The 16,415-nt window shown below is 68.1% G+C and carries 14 protein-coding genes and 1 pseudogene; 6 read left to right on the forward strand and 9 right to left on the reverse strand.

Annotated elements, in window-relative coordinates; translation table 11 throughout:
• The first annotated feature begins 73 nt into the window (after positions 1–73).
• The gene (locus ACE3OG_RS13345; protein WP_374309429.1) at positions 74–1,732 is read left to right on the forward strand and encodes a cyclic peptide export ABC transporter; all 1,659 of its coding nucleotides are present in this window, start codon (positions 74–76) and stop codon (positions 1,730–1,732) included.
• 40 nt (positions 1,733–1,772) lie between these two features.
• Here the strand turns inward: ACE3OG_RS13345 and ACE3OG_RS13350 are convergent, their stop codons facing one another.
• Positions 1,773–2,297: a sigma-70 family RNA polymerase sigma factor gene (locus ACE3OG_RS13350; protein WP_374309431.1), complete on the reverse strand. Its 525-nt coding sequence runs from the start codon at positions 2,295–2,297 to the stop codon at positions 1,773–1,775.
• A gap of 445 nt (positions 2,298–2,742) precedes the next feature.
• The gene (locus tag ACE3OG_RS13355; protein ID WP_374309433.1) at positions 2,743–3,657 is read right to left on the reverse strand and encodes a LysR family transcriptional regulator; all 915 of its coding nucleotides are present in this window, start codon (positions 3,655–3,657) and stop codon (positions 2,743–2,745) included.
• Positions 3,658–3,790: 133 nt separating this feature from the next.
• Between ACE3OG_RS13355 and ACE3OG_RS13360 the strand changes: the two are divergent.
• A pseudogene (locus ACE3OG_RS13360) lies at positions 3,791–4,564 on the forward strand (SDR family oxidoreductase).
• A 9-nt stretch (positions 4,565–4,573) separates the two neighbouring features.
• On the opposite strand, the gene ACE3OG_RS13365 reads toward ACE3OG_RS13360, so the two are convergent.
• Positions 4,574–6,013: a short-chain fatty acid transporter gene (locus tag ACE3OG_RS13365; protein WP_374309435.1), complete on the reverse strand. Its 1,440-nt coding sequence runs from the start codon at positions 6,011–6,013 to the stop codon at positions 4,574–4,576.
• 126 nt (positions 6,014–6,139) lie between these two features.
• On the reverse strand, positions 6,140–7,435 hold the full coding sequence (locus tag ACE3OG_RS13370; protein ID WP_374309437.1) for a TAXI family TRAP transporter solute-binding subunit: 1,296 nt from the start codon (positions 7,433–7,435) through the stop codon (positions 6,140–6,142).
• Positions 7,436–7,707: 272 nt separating this feature from the next.
• Between ACE3OG_RS13370 and ACE3OG_RS13375 the strand changes: the two genes are divergently transcribed.
• From ACE3OG_RS13375 to ACE3OG_RS13385, 3 genes are read left to right on the forward strand one after another with little or no spacing between them, the layout of a single operon-like run.
• A complete protein-coding gene (locus ACE3OG_RS13375; protein WP_374309439.1) occupies positions 7,708–9,873 on the forward strand; it encodes a TonB-dependent siderophore receptor in 2,166 nt (721 codons plus the stop codon).
• A gap of 52 nt (positions 9,874–9,925) precedes the next feature.
• A complete protein-coding gene (locus tag ACE3OG_RS13380) occupies positions 9,926–11,101 on the forward strand; it encodes a PepSY-associated TM helix domain-containing protein (RefSeq protein ID WP_374309441.1) in 1,176 nt (391 codons plus the stop codon).
• A complete protein-coding gene (locus ACE3OG_RS13385; protein WP_374309443.1) occupies positions 11,098–11,316 on the forward strand; it encodes a hypothetical protein in 219 nt (72 codons plus the stop codon). The genes ACE3OG_RS13380 and ACE3OG_RS13385 overlap by 4 nt, the downstream gene beginning before the upstream one ends.
• Here the strand turns inward: ACE3OG_RS13385 and ACE3OG_RS13390 are convergent.
• Positions 11,292–12,359 carry an AraC family transcriptional regulator ligand-binding domain-containing protein gene (locus ACE3OG_RS13390; RefSeq protein WP_374309445.1) on the reverse strand — a complete coding sequence of 356 codons (1,068 nt, stop codon included), beginning with the start codon at positions 12,357–12,359 and terminating at the stop codon, positions 11,292–11,294. The two genes, ACE3OG_RS13385 and ACE3OG_RS13390, sit on opposite strands and share 25 nt — an antisense overlap.
• A 121-nt stretch (positions 12,360–12,480) precedes the next feature.
• Here ACE3OG_RS13390 and ACE3OG_RS13395 point away from each other — a divergent pair, with 121 nt between their 5' ends.
• Complete coding sequence (locus ACE3OG_RS13395) at positions 12,481–13,902, forward strand: DUF1254 domain-containing protein (RefSeq protein ID WP_374309447.1); 1,422 nt, start codon at positions 12,481–12,483, stop codon at positions 13,900–13,902.
• A 108-nt stretch (positions 13,903–14,010) separates the two neighbouring features.
• On the opposite strand, the gene ACE3OG_RS13400 is transcribed toward ACE3OG_RS13395, so the two are convergent.
• The 4 genes from ACE3OG_RS13400 to ACE3OG_RS13415 all read right to left on the reverse strand — a co-directional run bounded on the left by ACE3OG_RS13400 (position 14,011) and on the right by ACE3OG_RS13415 (position 16,253).
• Complete coding sequence (locus ACE3OG_RS13400) at positions 14,011–15,117, reverse strand: AraC family transcriptional regulator (protein ID WP_374309449.1); 1,107 nt, start codon at positions 15,115–15,117, stop codon at positions 14,011–14,013.
• A gap of 269 nt (positions 15,118–15,386) precedes the next feature.
• Positions 15,387–15,581 (reverse strand): hypothetical protein, encoded by a 195-nt coding sequence (locus ACE3OG_RS13405; RefSeq protein ID WP_374309451.1) that lies wholly within the window; start codon positions 15,579–15,581, stop codon positions 15,387–15,389.
• Between the two features lie 47 nt (positions 15,582–15,628).
• Positions 15,629–15,916 (reverse strand): HdeA/HdeB family chaperone, encoded by a 288-nt coding sequence (locus tag ACE3OG_RS13410; RefSeq protein ID WP_374309453.1) that lies wholly within the window; start codon positions 15,914–15,916, stop codon positions 15,629–15,631.
• Positions 15,917–15,941: 25 nt separating this feature from the next.
• Positions 15,942–16,253: an HdeA/HdeB family chaperone gene (locus tag ACE3OG_RS13415; protein WP_374309455.1), complete on the reverse strand. Its 312-nt coding sequence runs from the start codon at positions 16,251–16,253 to the stop codon at positions 15,942–15,944.
• Between the last annotated feature and the right edge of the window lie 162 nt (positions 16,254–16,415).

The following is a 16,415-nucleotide window of genomic DNA, read 5'->3' on the forward strand; positions in this document are numbered from 1 at the left end:
GCGCCGGCGCGCTAAATCTGCAACAGCCCGTATCGTCTCAACCTCGTGGGCCGAGAATTGAGAGGAACGCCGGGTGGCCGGTTTCGCGCGCGCAATCGTCGAACATCCGCTGGCGCGCGTGCTGCGGCGTCGGCCGCAAGGCGAGCTCGCCCTCGCCCTCGCCGTCTGCGTGGCGGGCGGCGCGGCGGGCGTCGCCATGGTGGCGTTCGTCAATGCGGCGATCGGCGGCGTCCATGAGACGGTCGCGCTGGCGGCGGGTTTTTGCGCGGCGGCGCTCGTCGCCGTCGCGGCGCGGATCGCGAGCGGCATGATGTTCGCGCGGCTCGGCGAGGGCGCGCTGCTCGACGTGCGCACGCAGATGGCGCGCCGCATCCTCGCCGCTCCCTATCGCCGCATCGAGGCGCTCGGCGCGGCGCGGGTGCAGTCGGTGATCGCCGACGACGCGGGCAAGATCGCCGAATTCCTCGTCGCCGCGCCGCATATCGTCATGAACGCGGTGATGGTCGCCGGCTGCCTTCTCTATCTCGCCTGGCTGTCCTGGACCTCCTTCATCCTCGCCCTGCTCGTGACGCTCGCGGGCTCGGCGATCTTCCACCTCGGCAATCTGCGCGCCTTGAACGACCTCGACGCCGCAGGAAAGGCGCAGGACGAGTTGTTCGGCCATCTCGAGGGACTCTTTCTCGGCGCCAAGGAGCTGAAGCTCAACGAGGGGCGAGCCGGCGCCTTCCTCGAGCGCTCGCTCGCCGCCAGCGTCGAGGACGTGCGCCGATTGCGGCTGCGCGGCCTGCGCGTCTACGTGCTCGCCTCGAGCGTCGCGATGGCGCTCGTCTACGGCCTCGTCGGCGCGCTGACCTTCGCGACGGGCGAGGCGGCGGCGGGCTCGACCATCGTCTTCCTCTATCTGATGATGCCGCTCGACTCGCTGCTCGCGACGCTGCCGCATATGCAGCAGGCGCGCGTCTCGATGGAGCGCATAGACCGCGTGCTCGCCGACGCGGGCGACGCCGAGCCGGTCGCAGGGCCCGGCCGTCCAAGCTTCCGGCGGCTCAGCCTCAAGGGCGTCGGCCATCGCTATTTCCGCGAGGCGGAGGACGGCGTCTTCACCCTCGGCCCGATCGACCTCGACCTCGCCCCCGGCGAGGTCGTGATGCTGATCGGCGGCAACGGCAGCGGCAAGACGACGCTCGCCAAGGTGCTGACGGGCCTTTATCCGCCCGAAGGCGGCCGGATCGAGATCGACGGCGAGCCGGTCGGCGACGACGACCGCAGCCGCCAGCGCGCCCTGTTTTCGGCGGTCTTCTCCGATTTCCATCTCTTCCCGACGATCGACGGCCTCGACCTGCGAGACGATGGAGAGCCCGACGAAACGCTCGACGAGCGCGCCAACGCGCTCATCGCCAGGCTGCGGCTCGCAAGCAAGGTCAGCGTCGAGAACGGGCGGCTCTCGACGCGCGCGCTCTCGCAGGGCCAGCGCAAGCGCCTCGCGCTGGTCATCGCCTATCTCGAGGACCGGCCGATCTATGTCTTCGACGAATGGGCGGCCGACCAGGACCCTGAGTTCCGCGACGTGTTCTACCGAACCCTGCTGCCCGAGCTCAGGGCGCGCGGCAAGGCGGTGCTGGCGATCTCGCACGACGACCGCTATTTCCACCTCGCCGACCGCTGCGTGAAGCTCGAGAACGGCGCGGTCGTCGAGATCGTCGCGCCGGCCCGCGAAAGCTGCGGCGCGTGAGCAGGCCGCCGGGTCTTCTCCCCGTCTCAGGTCCAAGCGCTCAGGCGTCGAGCTCCTCGACGGCGCGGCGGCAGATCAGCGTGGCGTCGCGGATCATGAAGTTGACGAGCGTCGGCGAGACGCCGATCTCGGCGGCGAGCTGCTTCTGCGGAACGCCGTCGACGCGATGGCGCAGGAAGGCGCGGCTCATGCGCGGCGGCTGCGCGGCGAGCGCGGCGGAGATCGCGTGCAGCGACTGGCCGCTCTCCATCCGGCGCAGCGGGCAGGCGCAGGGGGCGGGAAGGTTCTCGACGCTTTCCTCGTCGCCCGCCTGCGCGGCGCGCGCGTTGCGGCGCACCGCGTCGATCGCGAGGTTGCGCACCATCTGGCAGAGGTAGCTCTTCGGATTGCGCACCTCGTCGGGCTGGTCGGCCTGGCAGATCTTGAGCGCGGCGTCCTGCACCACGTCCTCGGCGCGGGACGGGCATTTGACGATCCGGTTGGCGCAATCGACCAGATATTTGCGGGACGCGACGAGCGTGCGCAAAAGAATTTCGCTCTGCTCCGGTGGCCTTCCCGTCGACATGCCGATCTTCCGTATCCAAATCGAAGCAGCCACGCGCGGCGTTGACCGGCGCAAGGACTCGTCAGGGCTCAAAGCCGATATCTGTTGTCGAGATGACTATCGACTTAGCGTTATCTTAGGAAATGAGCGTCGGTCAATAGTTACAGGAACAATAGAATAGCTCTCGAATAGCTTGCTGATGGGCTAAATATACAATTATTCTAATTATATTCTGTTTGTTCGTTCCAAGGGCGGATCGCCATCCAGACGCTTCGATCGCGCGCCTCGATGGGGCGGAGCGGCGCATCCGTCCGTTTGGCGGAGCCGGCGACATGCGGCGAAAGGGCGCGCGTCAGCGCCGCCACGATCCTTCGCCGGCGTCGCTGGATCGGCCCCGGCGCGGCGCTTTGGGTCAAATCGACGGCGCGCCATGTCAAATGTCCGGCGGCGCCGCCTTCTGCGCCCTTCAGGCGTGGGCTGAGGACGTCAGGTCGCGCCTGACCACGGCCTCGAGCCAGTCCGCGAACACCTCGAGCCGGCGCGAGAAACGCCGGCTGCGCAGGCGCAGGAGGCTCATCGGCAGCGGCGCCGCGCGATGGTCCGGCATCACCTCCCTTAATTCGCCGGAGGCGATATGGCCGCGCACGTCATAGGCCGGAATCTGGATCAGCCCGAGGCCGGCGAGCGCGCAGGCGATATAGGCTTCGGCGCTGTTGACCGTCACCCGCGCGCGCATCGCGAGCGCGCGGCGCTCGCCGCCCTCCACCCATTCGAAGTCTTCGACGCGCCCGCTCGACGGCGAGGCGTAGTTGACCGCGAGATGGCCCGAAAGATCGTCCGGCGAGCGTGGGACGCCGCGCTGCGCGAGATAGGCGGGGCTTGCGACGTTGACGAGGCCGAGTTCGCCGAGCCTGCGGCCGACGAGGCTCGAATCCTCGATCGGGCCGACGCGCAGCACGCAGTCGACCCGGTCCTCGACGAGGTTCACGGCCCGGTCGGTCACGCCGAGATCGACGTCGAGCGCGGGATGGCGCGCGAGGAGCTCGGGGAGCGCGGGCGCGATCACGAGACGGCCGATGCGGCCGGGCACGTCGACGCGCAACCGGCCCGCGACGCCGGCGCCGTCGTGGCGGAACAGGTTCTCGACCTCCTCGACGTCGGCGAGAAGGCGAAGGCAGCGTTCGTAGAACGCCTCGCCCTCCTGCGTCGTCGACACCTTTCGCGTGGTGCGGTTGAGGAGACGGGCGCCGAGGCCGGCCTCGAGGTCGGCGACGGCGGCCGAGACGGAGGAGCGCGGCAGGCCGAGCGTGGCGGCGGCGCGGGTGAAGCTCGCGCATTCGACGACGCGCGCGAAGATGCGGAAGCGTTCGATACGATCCATTGGGGCCAGGCGATTGTCCGCCACAGCTGACAGATGATGTCAGAATGGCCTGCTTTGTGCGTGAATTCCAGACGTTATTCTGGCCGCCAACGCGGGCCCGGGCGTCGGACCGCGGCAGGACGGAGACGCGGACATGACCGACCACAGCATCAGGGGCAAGACCGCGATCGTCGCGGGCGGCGCCAAGAACCTCGGCGGGCTCATCGCCCGCGATCTCGCCGCGCAAGGCGCGAGGGCCGTCGCCATTCATTACAACAGCGCCGCGTCGAAGCAGGCCGCGGACGAGACCGTCGCGGCGATCAGGGCGGCGGGGGCGCAGGGCTTCGCCTTCCAGGGCGACCTTACGAGCGCGCGCGCCATGGAGCGTCTGTTCGACGCGGTCGTCGCCGCGGCGGGCAGGCCCGACATCGCCGTCAACACGGTCGGCAAGGTGCTGAAGAAGCCGATCGCCGAGATCGGCTAGGCCGAGTTCGACGAGATGAGCGCGATCAACTCGAAGGCCGCGTTCTTCTTCATCAAGGAGGCCGGCGCGCGCCTCAACGACAACGGCAAGATCTGCACCGTGGTGACGTCGCTGCTCGGCGCCTATACGCCTTTCTACGCGGCTTACGCCGGAACCAAGGCGCCGGTCGAGCACTATACGCGGGCGGCCTCGAAAGAATTCGGCGCGCGGGGAATCTCGGTCACGGCGGTCGGGCCCGGCCCGATGGACACGCCCTTCTTCTATCCGGCCGAGGGCGCGGACGCCGTCGCCTACCACAGGACGGCGGCGGCGCTTTCGCCCTTCTCGAAGACCGGCCTCACCGACGTCGAGGACATCGCGCCGTGGATCCGCTTTCTCGTCTCGGACGGATGGTGGATGACCGGCCAGACCATTCTGGTGAACGGCGGCTACACGACGAAATGAGGCCGCGCCTTACGGCATGACCGGCGGATGGTGGACGAACGTCGCCATCAGCGCCGCGGCCAGCGTCAGCACGATCGGGAAATGGAACAGGAACTGGACGGACGTGTAGCCGACGAGGTCCTTCGACTTGAGGCCGAGCACGCCGAGCAGCGGCAGCATCCAGAACGGGTTAATGAGGTTCGGCAGCGTCTCGGCGATGTTGTAGACCATCACCGTCCAGCCGAGATGGGCGCCGACCTCATTGGCCGCCTTCATCACATAGGGCGCCTCGATCACCCATTTGCCGCCGGCCGACGGGATGAAGAAGCCGAGAAGCGCCGAATAGAGTCCGACGACGAAGGAGAAGCTCGTCTCGCCGCCCGAGGCGCCGACGAACCAGTGGGCGATCGCGTCGGACAGGGTGTGGCCGGCGCCGTTCTGCGCCTTGGTCAGGATCTGCGCTATGCCGGCGTAGAAGGGAAACTGCAGCATGACGCCCGCCGCGCTCGGCATGGCGTTCGAGAACGCCTTGAGCAGGCTGCGCGGGCGCCAGTGCAGGAGGACGCCGAGCATCAGGATGACGAAATTATAGGTGTTGAGGCCGGACAGGGTGATGAGCGGATTGCCCGAGGAGAAGGTCAGGAAGAGCCAGCCGAGCGCGAGGACGACGACGACGATGGTGAGGATGGGCGAATGCTCGAGGAAGTCGCCCGGCCGCGTCGGGCGCGGCGCCTCGGCCGGCGCCTCCTCGTCGAGGGCGACGCCAAGCTCCTGCGCGGTCTTGCGCGCGCTCTCGGCGGGGGCGGTGAAGTAGCAGATCGCCGCCGACAGGGCGAGCACGACGGCGAGCGTCACGCCGTTCTGCCAGGTGAGGATCGTCTCGTCGAAGCCGATCACGCCAGTGATGGGCAAAAGGCTCGGCGGGATCGAGGCGGCGTTGGCCTGAAGCTGCGCCGCCGACGAGGAGACGCCGAGCGTGAAGCCGCAGCCGAGGCCGAGATAGGCGGCGGCCCCCGCCGCGCGATAGTCGAGCCGCAGCTCGGGGCGGCGCGCGATCGCCTTCACGAGCAGGCCGGAGAAGATCAGGCTGAGGCCCCAGTTGACCAGCGACAGAAGGATGGCGAGCACGCCGATGAAGGCGGTCGCGCCGCGCGCGGTCCTCGGCAGTTCGGCGAGGCGGCGCAGGAGGCGCGCGGCGGGCGGCGACACGGCGACGACATAGCCGCCGATGGCGACGAAGGCCATCTGCATGGTGAAGGGAATGAGGTTCCAGAAGCCGTCGCCGAACGCCCGGCTGACGGCGAGCGGCGCGGCGCCGTGGAGGATGGCGCCCGCCGCGACCGCCGCCACGGCGATGAGCACGAAGACGTAGGCGTCGGGAAACCAGCGCTCGGCGAACGCCACCATGCGGGCGGCGAACCTTTCGAGCGGGTTCGTCCGCGCGCGCTCGTCCGTCGACGAAATTTCCATCTTCGCTGGCCCCCGACCGCAGCTGGTCTGCGGCGGAGCCCGCCGCATGGACGCCGAGCTTAGCGCGTCGCGGTCCCGCCGCGCCACCGCTCTCGCGCCGCGCGGCGGGCCCCGGACGACTCCGGCTCAGGCCGCGCCCTGCGACGTCGCGCGCAGCGCCTCGCGCCGCCTGTCGAGCGCGTGGCGGGCCTGGCTCAGGGCGATCGAGAAGGCGGCGGCCTTGGCGGCGTCCGGCGGTCCGTCGTTGACGAACCATCCGACGGCTCCCTTGAGCTCCTCCTCGAGCCCCTGCAACTCCTTGTCCTGCGCCGCCAGCGCCGCGTCGGCGAGGCGCAGCACCGCCTCGAACCGGCGTCGCTCGTCGCCCGACTTGCGGCGGTTGAGGACGCCGACGAGAAGCGCGGCGAACGAGCCGAACACGCTCAGCCCGACGCCGGCGACGTAAAAATATTGCTGGATTTCGTCGAAGAAGCTCTGGTCGCCTTCGTTGAGATAGGAGGCGACGCCCGGATGCACGGGCAGCACGGGATTCTTCGCGTCGGGATCGGGCGCTTCGATCTGCCGCGCGGCGGGCGTCAGCGCCTCAAGGCGTCCCTTGGCGCGGAATAGCGAGCGGGCGATCGCGCCCGCGACGGCGTCGGGCATGACTTCCGGGGCGACGAGGCGATAGGTGAGCGCGAGCGTCGTCACCGTGTCCGAGGGGACCGCGGGGCGACCGTGGAACGCGCCGGCCGGGGCGTCGAGCGATTCAAGGCCCGGAAAGCGCTGGTTGATGGCGTCCGCCTCGTCGATGGCGAGCAGGACCGGAGCGCCTTCGCCCTTGCGCGCCATCGAGCGCGCGACGTCGACGACCGGCCCCGGTCCGATCGGCCCGATGGCGAAAGCCGCCGCGGCGCGATGCTCGCGGATGGCGTCGCCGATCTTGTCCGCCGGCAGGAAAATCCGCTTCACCGAGGCGGACGACACGTCGAAATAGCTCAGGATCGTGTCGAGCGTCTGAGAATCGAAGGCTTCGAGCGGACCTGCGGGAATGGCGACCGTGCGCCCGGAAAGGGCGCCGATCGAATCGACCGGCGATTTGGCCGGAGTGAGGAAAGCTACGGCGTCGCGGCGCAGGATGGCGATGGTTTCGCCGTTCGAGGGGACCGCCGCGTCGCTGCGCACGATGGCGAGCTGGGCCGCGCGCGTCTCGATCGCCTTCGCCGCGGCGGCGAGGTCGGCGACGGGCGCAAGCTCGACGCGCACGCGCGGATGGTCGTGCTGCACAATGTCGGCGAAGGCCGCCATGAAGCGATAGGCGACGGAGCCCTGCGGCCCCGTGGCGATCCGCAGATGCGCTTTCGGCGACCAGAAATAGAACGTCGCCAGCGCCGCCAGAACGGCGAGCGGCAGGCCGATCGCAAGGACAAGCTTCGCGCGCATCGCATCCGCCCTTCTCAGCTCCTGCGGCCCGGCCCTGAGGCTGCGGGCCGGCGACGCCGTTCATCTGGATCGACCGCCGTCGGGCGCGCGGCGCAGCGCGCCCACATAGAGCCATTCGCCTCAAATAGCGAGACCCTTCGCGCCCCTGAATGTCGCCGATCCGCCACAGGTCCGTGTTTGCGCAGGATCAAACGTAAATCTCCGTTCCCTCCGCTCGTCCCGTCGTTGGGGAGATATCCGCCGACGGCCGGGAAAAGAGGGAACGTTTCGACATGGATAGAAGCTGGAGCGCGGCCGCTTCTCCGCTCGCCCTGGCGGCCGCTGCGTGTTCGCTTGTCGTCGGCGCGCTCGCGCCGGCGCAGGGCGCGCGCGCCGAGCCGGCCGCCGGCACGGTCGAGCTCGAGGCCGTCGACGTTCAGGGGCCGGCGGGCGGCGGCCAGGACCAGGCGGGCGGCCAGTCCGGCGCCTTCGTCCAGACGGAGACCTCGGCCGCCACCAAGACGGACACGCCGCTCATCGAGACGCCGCAGGCCGTCACGGTCATCACCCAGAAGCAGCTCGAGGAGCGCAACGTCCAGACGCTCAGCCAGGCGCTCGACTACACCGCCGGCGTGCAGAACAATTTCGGCTATGATCCGCGCTTCGATTCCTTCAGCATTCGCGGCGTCGACGTCACGACGACCGGCCTGTTTCGCGACGGGCTGCGGCTGGCGGGATCGAGCTTCTCGCTGTTCAAGACCGAGCCCTACGCGCTGCAGAACGTCACCGTCCTCAAGGGCCCGGCCTCGGTCCTCTACGGCGCGACGCCGCTCGGCGGCCTCGTCGACATGACCAGCAAGCGGCCGACGCTCACCCCGTTCCGCGAGGTCGAGTTTAACCTCGGCGGCTATCAGCGCTATCAGGGCAATTTCGACCTCGGCGGCCCGATCGACCCGGCCGGCGTCTTCTCCTACCGGCTGACGGGCGTGTTCCGCGACGCCGGCTCGCAATTCGTCGGCCTGCCGGACGACCGCCAGATCATCGCCCCGGCCATAACCTACAAGCCCGACGAGGCGACCACCTTCACCTTCCTCAGCGAATACGGCAACATCCTCACCACCGCCAACACGTCGTATTGGCAGACTGCGCCGGGACAGCTGACCAAACTCTATAGCGGCGACCCGAATTTCGGAACGCTGGCGCAGACGCAGTTCCGCATCGGCTACGAGTTCGAGCACAAGTTCGACGAGACCTTCACCTTCCGCCAGAACGTCGCCTATTACCACGTCGTCACCGACGGCAAATATGTCGACATCGCCGACGTCGATCCAGCGACGCAGATCGCCTCCCGCGTCACGGGCCGCGTCGTCGACCACCTCGGCACGCTAAGCGCCGACAACCAGCTTCATGTCAAATTCGCGACCGGGCCGGTCAGCCATCAGGTGCTGCTGGGGTTCGACTACTCGAACACCCTGCTCAACGAGAAGGTCGGCTACGGCGACGCGCCGGACCTCTTCATCGGCTCCATCCCGCCCGCGTATGGCGGCCAGTTCATCCCGAGCCCCGTCTATTCCAGCTACACGGAGCAGTTCCAGCAGGACATCGGCGTCTATGCGCAGGACCAGGCGCGCTTCGGGCCCTTCGTCCTGACGCTGAGCGGACGCAACGACTGGGTGCTGACCAAGTCGCAGGATTTCGTCGGCCAGACCGACCAGACGCAGAAGGATCAGGCGGCGACCGGCCGCGTCGGCCTCACCTATGTCTCGCCAATCGGCCTCGCCCCCTACGTCAGCTATTCGACCGCCTTCACGCCGACGGCGGGCTTCACGGCGGAAGGCGAGGCGTTCAAGCCGATCCACGGCGACCAGAAGGAGGTCGGCGTCAAATATCAGCCGGACGCGTTCAAGGGCATCATCACCGCCTCGCTGTTCGACATCCATGAATACAACGTGCTGAGCACGGACCCGAACAACGATCTGTTCCAGATCCAGACCGGCGAGATCGGCTCGAGGGGCTTCGAGCTCGAGGCGGTAATGAATCCGCTGCCCGGCCTCGACGTCACGCTCGCCTACACGCTGCTGCATCTGCGCATCATCGACGGCGACGCGGGAACGGTCGGCAACGTGCCTTCGGGCATACCGAGCCAGACCTTCTCGACCTATGGCGACTACACGCTGCAGCCGGGCTCCTTCGCGCCGGGGCTTGGCGCGGGCTTCGGCATGCGCTACCTCGGCAAAAGCTACGGCGACGACCAGAACAGCTTCGTCAACCAGCCGGTGACGCTGTTCGACGCCGCCGTCCATTATGATTTCGGCCAGCTCGACAGGCGCCTCGAGGGGCTGCGCTTCCAGGTCAACGCGACGAACCTGTTCAACACGCGCTATTCCATCTCGCAGTCGGGGTTCGGCTACTGGGGGCAGTCGCGCATGGTCATCGGATCGCTGCGCTATCGCTGGTGAGGATGGGGCGGGCGCCGGGCGCCCGCCGTCCGCAAGGTTCAGCAGGATCGCGATGCCGACAAGCTCCAGACTGAGGCGATGGGCCTTCGTCCATAAATGGACGAGCCTCATCTCGACGCTTTTCCTGCTCGTCATCTGCGTGAGCGGGCTTCCGCTCATCTTCTCCGACGAGATCGAGGGCTGGCTCGAGCCCTATTCCTTCGCCGACATGCCGGAGGATACGCCGAACGTCAGCCTCGACGAATTGACCGCGCAGACCCGCATGCTGTACCGCAACCATGTCGTCGTCTCGATCTATCTCGACGACAAGGCGCCGCAAGCCTATGTGCGCGCGGCGCCGTCCTTCGCGGAGCTGAAGGCCGATCCCGGCGTCGAGCGCCTCGCCCGCTTCGACCTGCGCAGCGGCGACCTCATCGAGCGCTCTGACCCGGTCGACGGCGAGCCGACGACCTTCATGGGCGTGATGCTGCGCCTGCATACGGACCTGTTCGCCGGGTTCTTCGGCGAAATGTTCCTCGCGCTGATGGGCGCTCTGTTCGTCGCCGCGATCGTCTCGGGCGTCGTGCTCTATGGGCCGTTCATGCGCCGGCTGTCGTTCGGCGAGGTTCGCGCCGACCGCGCCTCCCGGCTGAAATGGCTCGACCTGCACAATCTCCTTGGCGCCGTCACGCTCGTCTGGGCGTTCGCGCTCGGCGTCACGGGAGTGCTCAACGAATTCGCGGCGCCGCTCTATGCGCTCTGGCGCAGCGCGGAGGTCGAGCCGAGGCTCGCCGCATGGACCGCAGGCGCGCCGCCGCCTTCGCCGGCCGAGATCGTCTCCGCCGAAAGCGCCTACCAGACAGCCGCCGCGGCCGCTCCGGGCATGAAGATTTCGAGCGTCGACTTTCCCGGCTCGCAATACGCCAGCCCCTATCACTACGTCTTCTGGGCGAAGGGGGCGACGCCGCTGACCGCGCGCCTCTATTCTCCCGTGCTGGTCGACGCCCGCACCGGCGCGCTCGCCGCCGCGCCGCCGCCGCCCTGGTATCTTCGCGCGCTCGACCTGTCGCGGCCGCTGCATTTCGGCGACTACGGCGGCGCGCCGCTGAAGGTCGTCTGGGCGCTCCTCGACCTCGCGACGATCGTCGTGCTCGGCAGCGGTCTCTATCTGTGGTTCGGCCGCCGCCGCCGCGCCGTTCCGGCCGCCGTGCCCGCCGCGCCTGCGCTCGCTCCGAGCGCCGCCGAATGAAGCTTGACGGACGCGTCTGGGGCTGGCCGATCGCGCTCGGCCTTCTCATCCTCGTCGGGCTGCTCGCCGCGCTGATCGGCGGGGCCGGCTTGTGGCTCTGGCTGTCGTGGGCGGCCTTCTGCGCGCCGATCGCCGTCGTCATCCGCTATTGCGCGCCGGCGTTCCTTCGCGCTCCGGGGCGCGCCGCCGATCAGGGTCCCGCCCGAGAGGACTGACGCGCCGTCGCGGCGCCCGCCCGGTTGGCGCCGCGCCATGCGGACGGCGAGACGCCCGACCATCGTCGAAAGGCGACGTCGAACGCGCCATGGGTCGCGTAGGCGAGCGCGAGCGCGATGTCTGCGATCTCGAGGTCGGTGATCGCGAGAAGCTCGCGGGCGAAGGCGTGGCGCACGTCGTCGAGGGTCCGCCGAAAGCTCGTCCCTTCCGCCGCGAGGCGCCGGGAAAGGGTGCGCGCGTCGATGGACAGAAGCGCCGCCGCCGCAGGCGCGGAGATCGCGCCTCCAAGCAGGAGCGGACGCAGCGCGTGCCGGACCTCCGCCGTCCATGGCGTCTCGCTGCGCGGCGCGATTTCGAGCGCCTTCGCGCGCCAGAAGTCGAAATTGGCGACTTTCGAGCCCGGGATCGGCGCCTTCAGGGCGGCGGCGGGCAAGACGAGGCCGCTCTCGAACTGGTCGAAGCGGACAGGCGCGCCGAAAAGGGCCGCGTAATGCGACGCGTCGGCGGGGCGGCGGAAGGAGAACATGACCTCGGACGGGCGCGCGGCCTCGCCGGTCAGCTCGCGCACGATGTTGAAGGCCAGGGCCAATGTGTAGGCGTAGGCCTGCTCGACCGCCGCGGCGGTTCGGTCATAGACGCCGTAGCCGAGGATATAATCCTCGCCGGCGCGGCGAAGATAGACGGCCGCCCCGCGCGAATTGGTCGGCTGGAGCGACTGGAACCCGGTGATCGCGGTCAGAAGGTCGGGGGCGTCGGCGAGCCAGCGGCCGGGCGCGCCGAGGTTCAGGGCGCTCGCCCGCGCGCCGAGCAGCAGGCCGAAATGTGGGCGGCGCGAGGCCTCCGCGCAATTGCCGAGGATGCGGGTCGCCCACGCGAAGGGCAGATAACGGTCGGGCTCCGCGAAGACGGACGGATCGAGCGGAAGCCCGTCGAGCGCACGCTCCGCGGGAACGCCGAACTCGGCGAGCAGAGCCGGAACGCCGGCGAGAACGGAGGCGCGCTGATAGGCGTCCGCGTCCCATTCGAGTTGCGGCGCGGCCAATTCCGCTCCCGGCGACATTTTCGGCGCCCTTGTCTGAAATTGATAAACGTCGTTCTCAATATTCGACTATGGCCTGCTGAGGCAACGCTTGGCGCGTCGCGCGGCGCACGGGAGACCAAACATGAAGCTGACGAGACGGACGATGCTCGCGAGCGGCTCTGTGGCTGCGGCGGGGAGCGTTCTGGGCGCCGGCGCGCTGGCGGACGGCTTCCTGCCGTTCGAGGGAATCGAGGAGTTCGCTCTCGCCACCGACGCCTATGTCTACGGCTATCCGCTCGTGACCATGGAGATGACCCGCCGCGTCATGACCAACGTCGTCAAGCCCGAAGGCTCGCGCGGGCCTATGGGCCAGCTCATCAAGCTGCGCGAATATCCCGACGCCTCTTTCCGCGACGTGACGGCGCCGAACGCCGACACGCTCTACACCACCGCCTTCATTCATGTCGGCGCGGAGCCGTGGGTGTTCTCCATTCCGGACCTCAAGGGCCGCTACGCGCTGTTCCCGATGCTCGACGGCTGGACCAACGTCTTCGAGGTTCCGGGCAAACGCACGACCGGGACGGGCGCGCAGGCCTACGCCATCACCGGCCCCGGCTGGTCGGGGGCGTTGCCGGACGGCGTCGAGGAGCTGAAGGCGCCGACCGACATCGTGTGGATCCTCGGCCGCATCTACTGCACGGGAACGCCGGCGGACTACGCGGCGGTCCACGCTATCCAGGACCAATGCGCGCTGGTCCCGCTCAGCGCCTACGGCAAGCCCTATACGCCGGCGCCCGGCAAGGTCGATCCGTCGATCGACATGAAGACGGCGGTGCGCGACCAGGTCAACCGGTTGAGCGCCGTTGAATTCTTCACGCTGCTCGCCGAACTCATGAAGAGGAATCCTCCCGCCGCGGCCGACGCCCCGCATGTCGCGAAATTCGCTCGCATCGGCCTCGTTCCGGGCGAGGATTTCGACGCGAGCAAGCTCAGGGCCGATTTCGCGAAGCGGATCCCGCAGATCGGCTTCGACCGCATCATGCTGCAGTTCAAGATCAACCCGGCGATGAAGGAAGAAAACGGCTGGGGCTACACGCTGAAGACCGGGCTCTACGGGACAGACTATCTCATGCGCGCCCTCGTCACGGCGATCGGCCTTGGCGCTAACCGTCCGCAGGACGCCGTCTACCCGACGTCGTTCAAGGACGCGAAGGGCGAGGCCTATGACGGCGCGAGCGCCTATGTGATGCGCTTTCCGAAGGGCGAGACGCCGCCGACGCGCGGTTTCTGGTCGCTCACCATGTACGACAAGGATTTCTTCTTCGTCGTCAATCCGATCAACCGCTATTCGATCAGCCCGCGGCAGAACCTCAAGGCCAATCCCGACGGCTCGGTCGATCTCTACATCCAGAGCGCCTCGCCCGGGCCGGATAAGGAATCCAACTGGCTGCCGGCGCCCGCCGGCGCGTTCAAGCTGATGCTCAGAATGTATTGGCCGAACGAGAGCGATCCCTCGATCCTCGACGGCTCCTGGGCCATTCCGCCGGTGACGCTGGCGAGCTGACGGGCGCGCCGTCGTCTTCTCGTCATCGTCAAGCGCGTCGCCGCGCCGTCATTTCGCTATCGTCGGGCGCGTCGCGGCGCCCGATAACTGGCGGTTGCGTCGCCTTGCTCAGGCGGCCGGCGTCTTCGGCCGCCGCTCGCGTCGGCCGCGCCAATCGCTTGGCGACATGCCCGACCATTGGTGGAAGGCGCGGCTGAAGGCGCTCGCCTCCGAATATTTCAGCGCCAGCGCGATCTGCGTGAGGCTCATCGAGGTATGCTCCATGAGCTGGCGGGCGATTTCGAACTGAATTTCCGCAGAGAGCTGGCGAAAGCTCGTGCCTTCCTCGCCGAGACGGCGCATGAGCGTGCGCTTGGTGACGTGCAGCGCACAGGCCATTTCCTCGATGGAGATGGCGCTGGTCAGAAAGGCGGTCCTGAGCAGCCGCCGAACCTGCTCGGAGAAATGACCCGCTTCTTCGGTCTCGATCAACTCGATCTGCTCGCGCAAGGTGCTGCGCAACGCGGCGTCGGCGTGGGGAAGCGGCGTGTCGAGCCAGCGGGCGTCGAAGACGATGGTCGTCGCCTCGGCGTCGAAGGCGACCGGAGCGCCGAAAAACCGTTCGTAGCGCGTCGCGGCGGCCGGCCGGCGGCGCGAGATGGCGACGTCGCGCGCGTTCCATTCCGGCCCGCACAATCCACGCAATATATTGTAATAGATGCCGATCGCCCCATCGTAGATGAGATCGAGCGCCGGAACGTTTGGCTCGATGACGGAATAGCCGACCATGACGAGGCCGCCCTTGACCTCGAGAAGGGGGACGGCGGCGCGGTCGGTGTGGTGCAGGTAGCGAGTGAGATCCTTGAGCGCCGCGCCGACGTTGGGCGCCTGCTTGATGAGGAAGCCGACGAGGCCGAGATTTGACGCCGTGGCCCTCTCCGCCACCATGAGTCCGAAGTCGTTGCGTCTTGTAGCCTCCTCGCCACAGGCGGCGAGCCGGCCGAGCGCGGTCATCGGCAGGGTGTTGTCCGGGTGATCGAAGAGGGCGCTGGGAACGCCGGCGCGCGCGCAGACGTCTTCGGGGCGCGCGTTGAACGCGCGCAACACGTCGGGTATGGCGATGGCGGCGCCGATCCGCACGAAGCCGCGCGGAACGCTTCGTCCAAGCCCGGCCCGATAAATGGGCGCGCGCTCCACAGCCGGCGGGGCGGCGGCGAGGACGTCGGGAAGGGACATGGATCTCTTGCCGGCGCGGCGTGCGACGCCGCCTTCTTCAAAAAAATCAGACATGGCTATCCAGGCGGGCAAAATAATCGTCCCGTGGATCGCAAAAAAAAGCGGGACGCGGGCCAGACGCCAGCCGCGACCATACAATGGATTTGCGGACGCACCAAGAGCGTCGCGCGAAGCGGCGCAAATCAACGCCGCGCGCCGATCAGGACGCCCGTCATTTAGCCGTGAACGCCGGCGCGCTCGCCGCAAGGGCGGCGCGTCGGCGTCGTCCCTTAATAGCGGCGATGCACGTAAGCGCCGCGCGGCGCGTAGACCGGCCGATGTGTGACCACCGCCCCGCGCGGCCCGGCGCATCCGGCGCGATAGACGCCGCGCGCGCAAACCACCGCGTCGGCCGGCTGCGTCGAGGCGGCGAGGTCGAGCGTCACGACGGCGAGGGCGAGAACCAATGGAACGAGCTTCTTCATCGTCTTTCTCCCCGGTTACGGAGGCGAAGGGAAAATCGCCGCGAAGCTTACTTCGCGGTTTTCTGGACCACGCTCATCAGCGTATCGGATTTGTGCTCCCGACAATAGTCGGTGGCGACGTTGATGTTGCGCTCAAGGTAGCGCAGGTCGATCGTCGAGCGGTCTTGGGTGGCCGCGAAGTAGCCGGCCATCCAGGCGGTGACGAAGGGCGCCTTGGCTTCGGGCTGTTCGAGAAGCTGCGCGCAGGTGATGACCGACATGTCGATCATGACTTGCGCCTGCGCGGACTGGGCCGCGGTAAAAATGAAAAGGGCGGCGGCGATCGTCTTTTTCACGGGAATCTCCTTGGCGTGGCGCGGGCTATTTCTTGGGAGCGGTCGCGCGGTCGAGACCGCTCATGACCGTCTCCTTGGGATAGGAGGCGCACCATTTGCTGACGTTCTTCACGTTGCGCTCGAAGGCTTCGAGGTCGACGGTCGTCGAGCCGATCTTCTGATTGTACCAGCCGCTGAGCCAGGCGCTCGAGAGCGCCGCGTCGGCGGGCGACATCGCGAGGAAGTCCGCGCAGGTGATGAGCCGCATGTCGATCATCACCTGGGCCTGCGCCGCGCCGCAAAACAGCGCGCCGGAGAAGACGAGCGCGAGAGCGCCCTGCTTGAAGTGTCTCTTCATGTCGAGAACTGCTCCTTGTGGGGGAAAACCGAGTGAATGCTCAGTACTTTGCGACGATCGGGGCCGGGGGCGGCGCGAGATCGAACTTGTAGCTGAAGCCGGCCTGCACCTGGTTCTGGTAGATGGTGCGGCGGCCGTAGGCGCCGACGTAGCTGAGGACCG

The sequence above is a fragment of the Methylocella sp. genome (assembly GCF_041905455.1).
Classification (GTDB): Bacteria; Pseudomonadota; Alphaproteobacteria; order Rhizobiales; family Beijerinckiaceae; genus Methylocapsa.

What these genes read in the sequence shown, in the direction of transcription:
- ACE3OG_RS13415 (WP_374309455.1), bottom strand. Translation starts at nt 16,253, where the DNA reads ATGAAGAGACACTTCAAGCAGGGCGCTCTCGCGCTCGTCTTCTCCGGC.
- ACE3OG_RS13380 (WP_374309441.1), top strand. Translation starts at nt 9,926, where the DNA reads ATGCCGACAAGCTCCAGACTGAGGCGATGGGCCTTCGTCCATAAATGG.
- ACE3OG_RS13350 (WP_374309431.1), bottom strand. Translation starts at nt 2,297, where the DNA reads ATGTCGACGGGAAGGCCACCGGAGCAGAGCGAAATTCTTTTGCGCACG.
- ACE3OG_RS13355 (WP_374309433.1), bottom strand. Translation starts at nt 3,657, where the DNA reads ATGGATCGTATCGAACGCTTCCGCATCTTCGCGCGCGTCGTCGAATGC.
- ACE3OG_RS13395 (WP_374309447.1), top strand. Translation starts at nt 12,481, where the DNA reads ATGAAGCTGACGAGACGGACGATGCTCGCGAGCGGCTCTGTGGCTGCG.
- ACE3OG_RS13375 (WP_374309439.1), top strand. Translation starts at nt 7,708, where the DNA reads ATGGATAGAAGCTGGAGCGCGGCCGCTTCTCCGCTCGCCCTGGCGGCC.
- ACE3OG_RS13400 (WP_374309449.1), bottom strand. Translation starts at nt 15,117, where the DNA reads ATGTCCCTTCCCGACGTCCTCGCCGCCGCCCCGCCGGCTGTGGAGCGC.
- ACE3OG_RS13365 (WP_374309435.1), bottom strand. Translation starts at nt 6,013, where the DNA reads ATGGAAATTTCGTCGACGGACGAGCGCGCGCGGACGAACCCGCTCGAA.
- ACE3OG_RS13405 (WP_374309451.1), bottom strand. Translation starts at nt 15,581, where the DNA reads ATGAAGAAGCTCGTTCCATTGGTTCTCGCCCTCGCCGTCGTGACGCTC.
- ACE3OG_RS13385 (WP_374309443.1), top strand. Translation starts at nt 11,098, where the DNA reads ATGAAGCTTGACGGACGCGTCTGGGGCTGGCCGATCGCGCTCGGCCTT.
- ACE3OG_RS13370 (WP_374309437.1), bottom strand. Translation starts at nt 7,435, where the DNA reads ATGCGCGCGAAGCTTGTCCTTGCGATCGGCCTGCCGCTCGCCGTTCTG.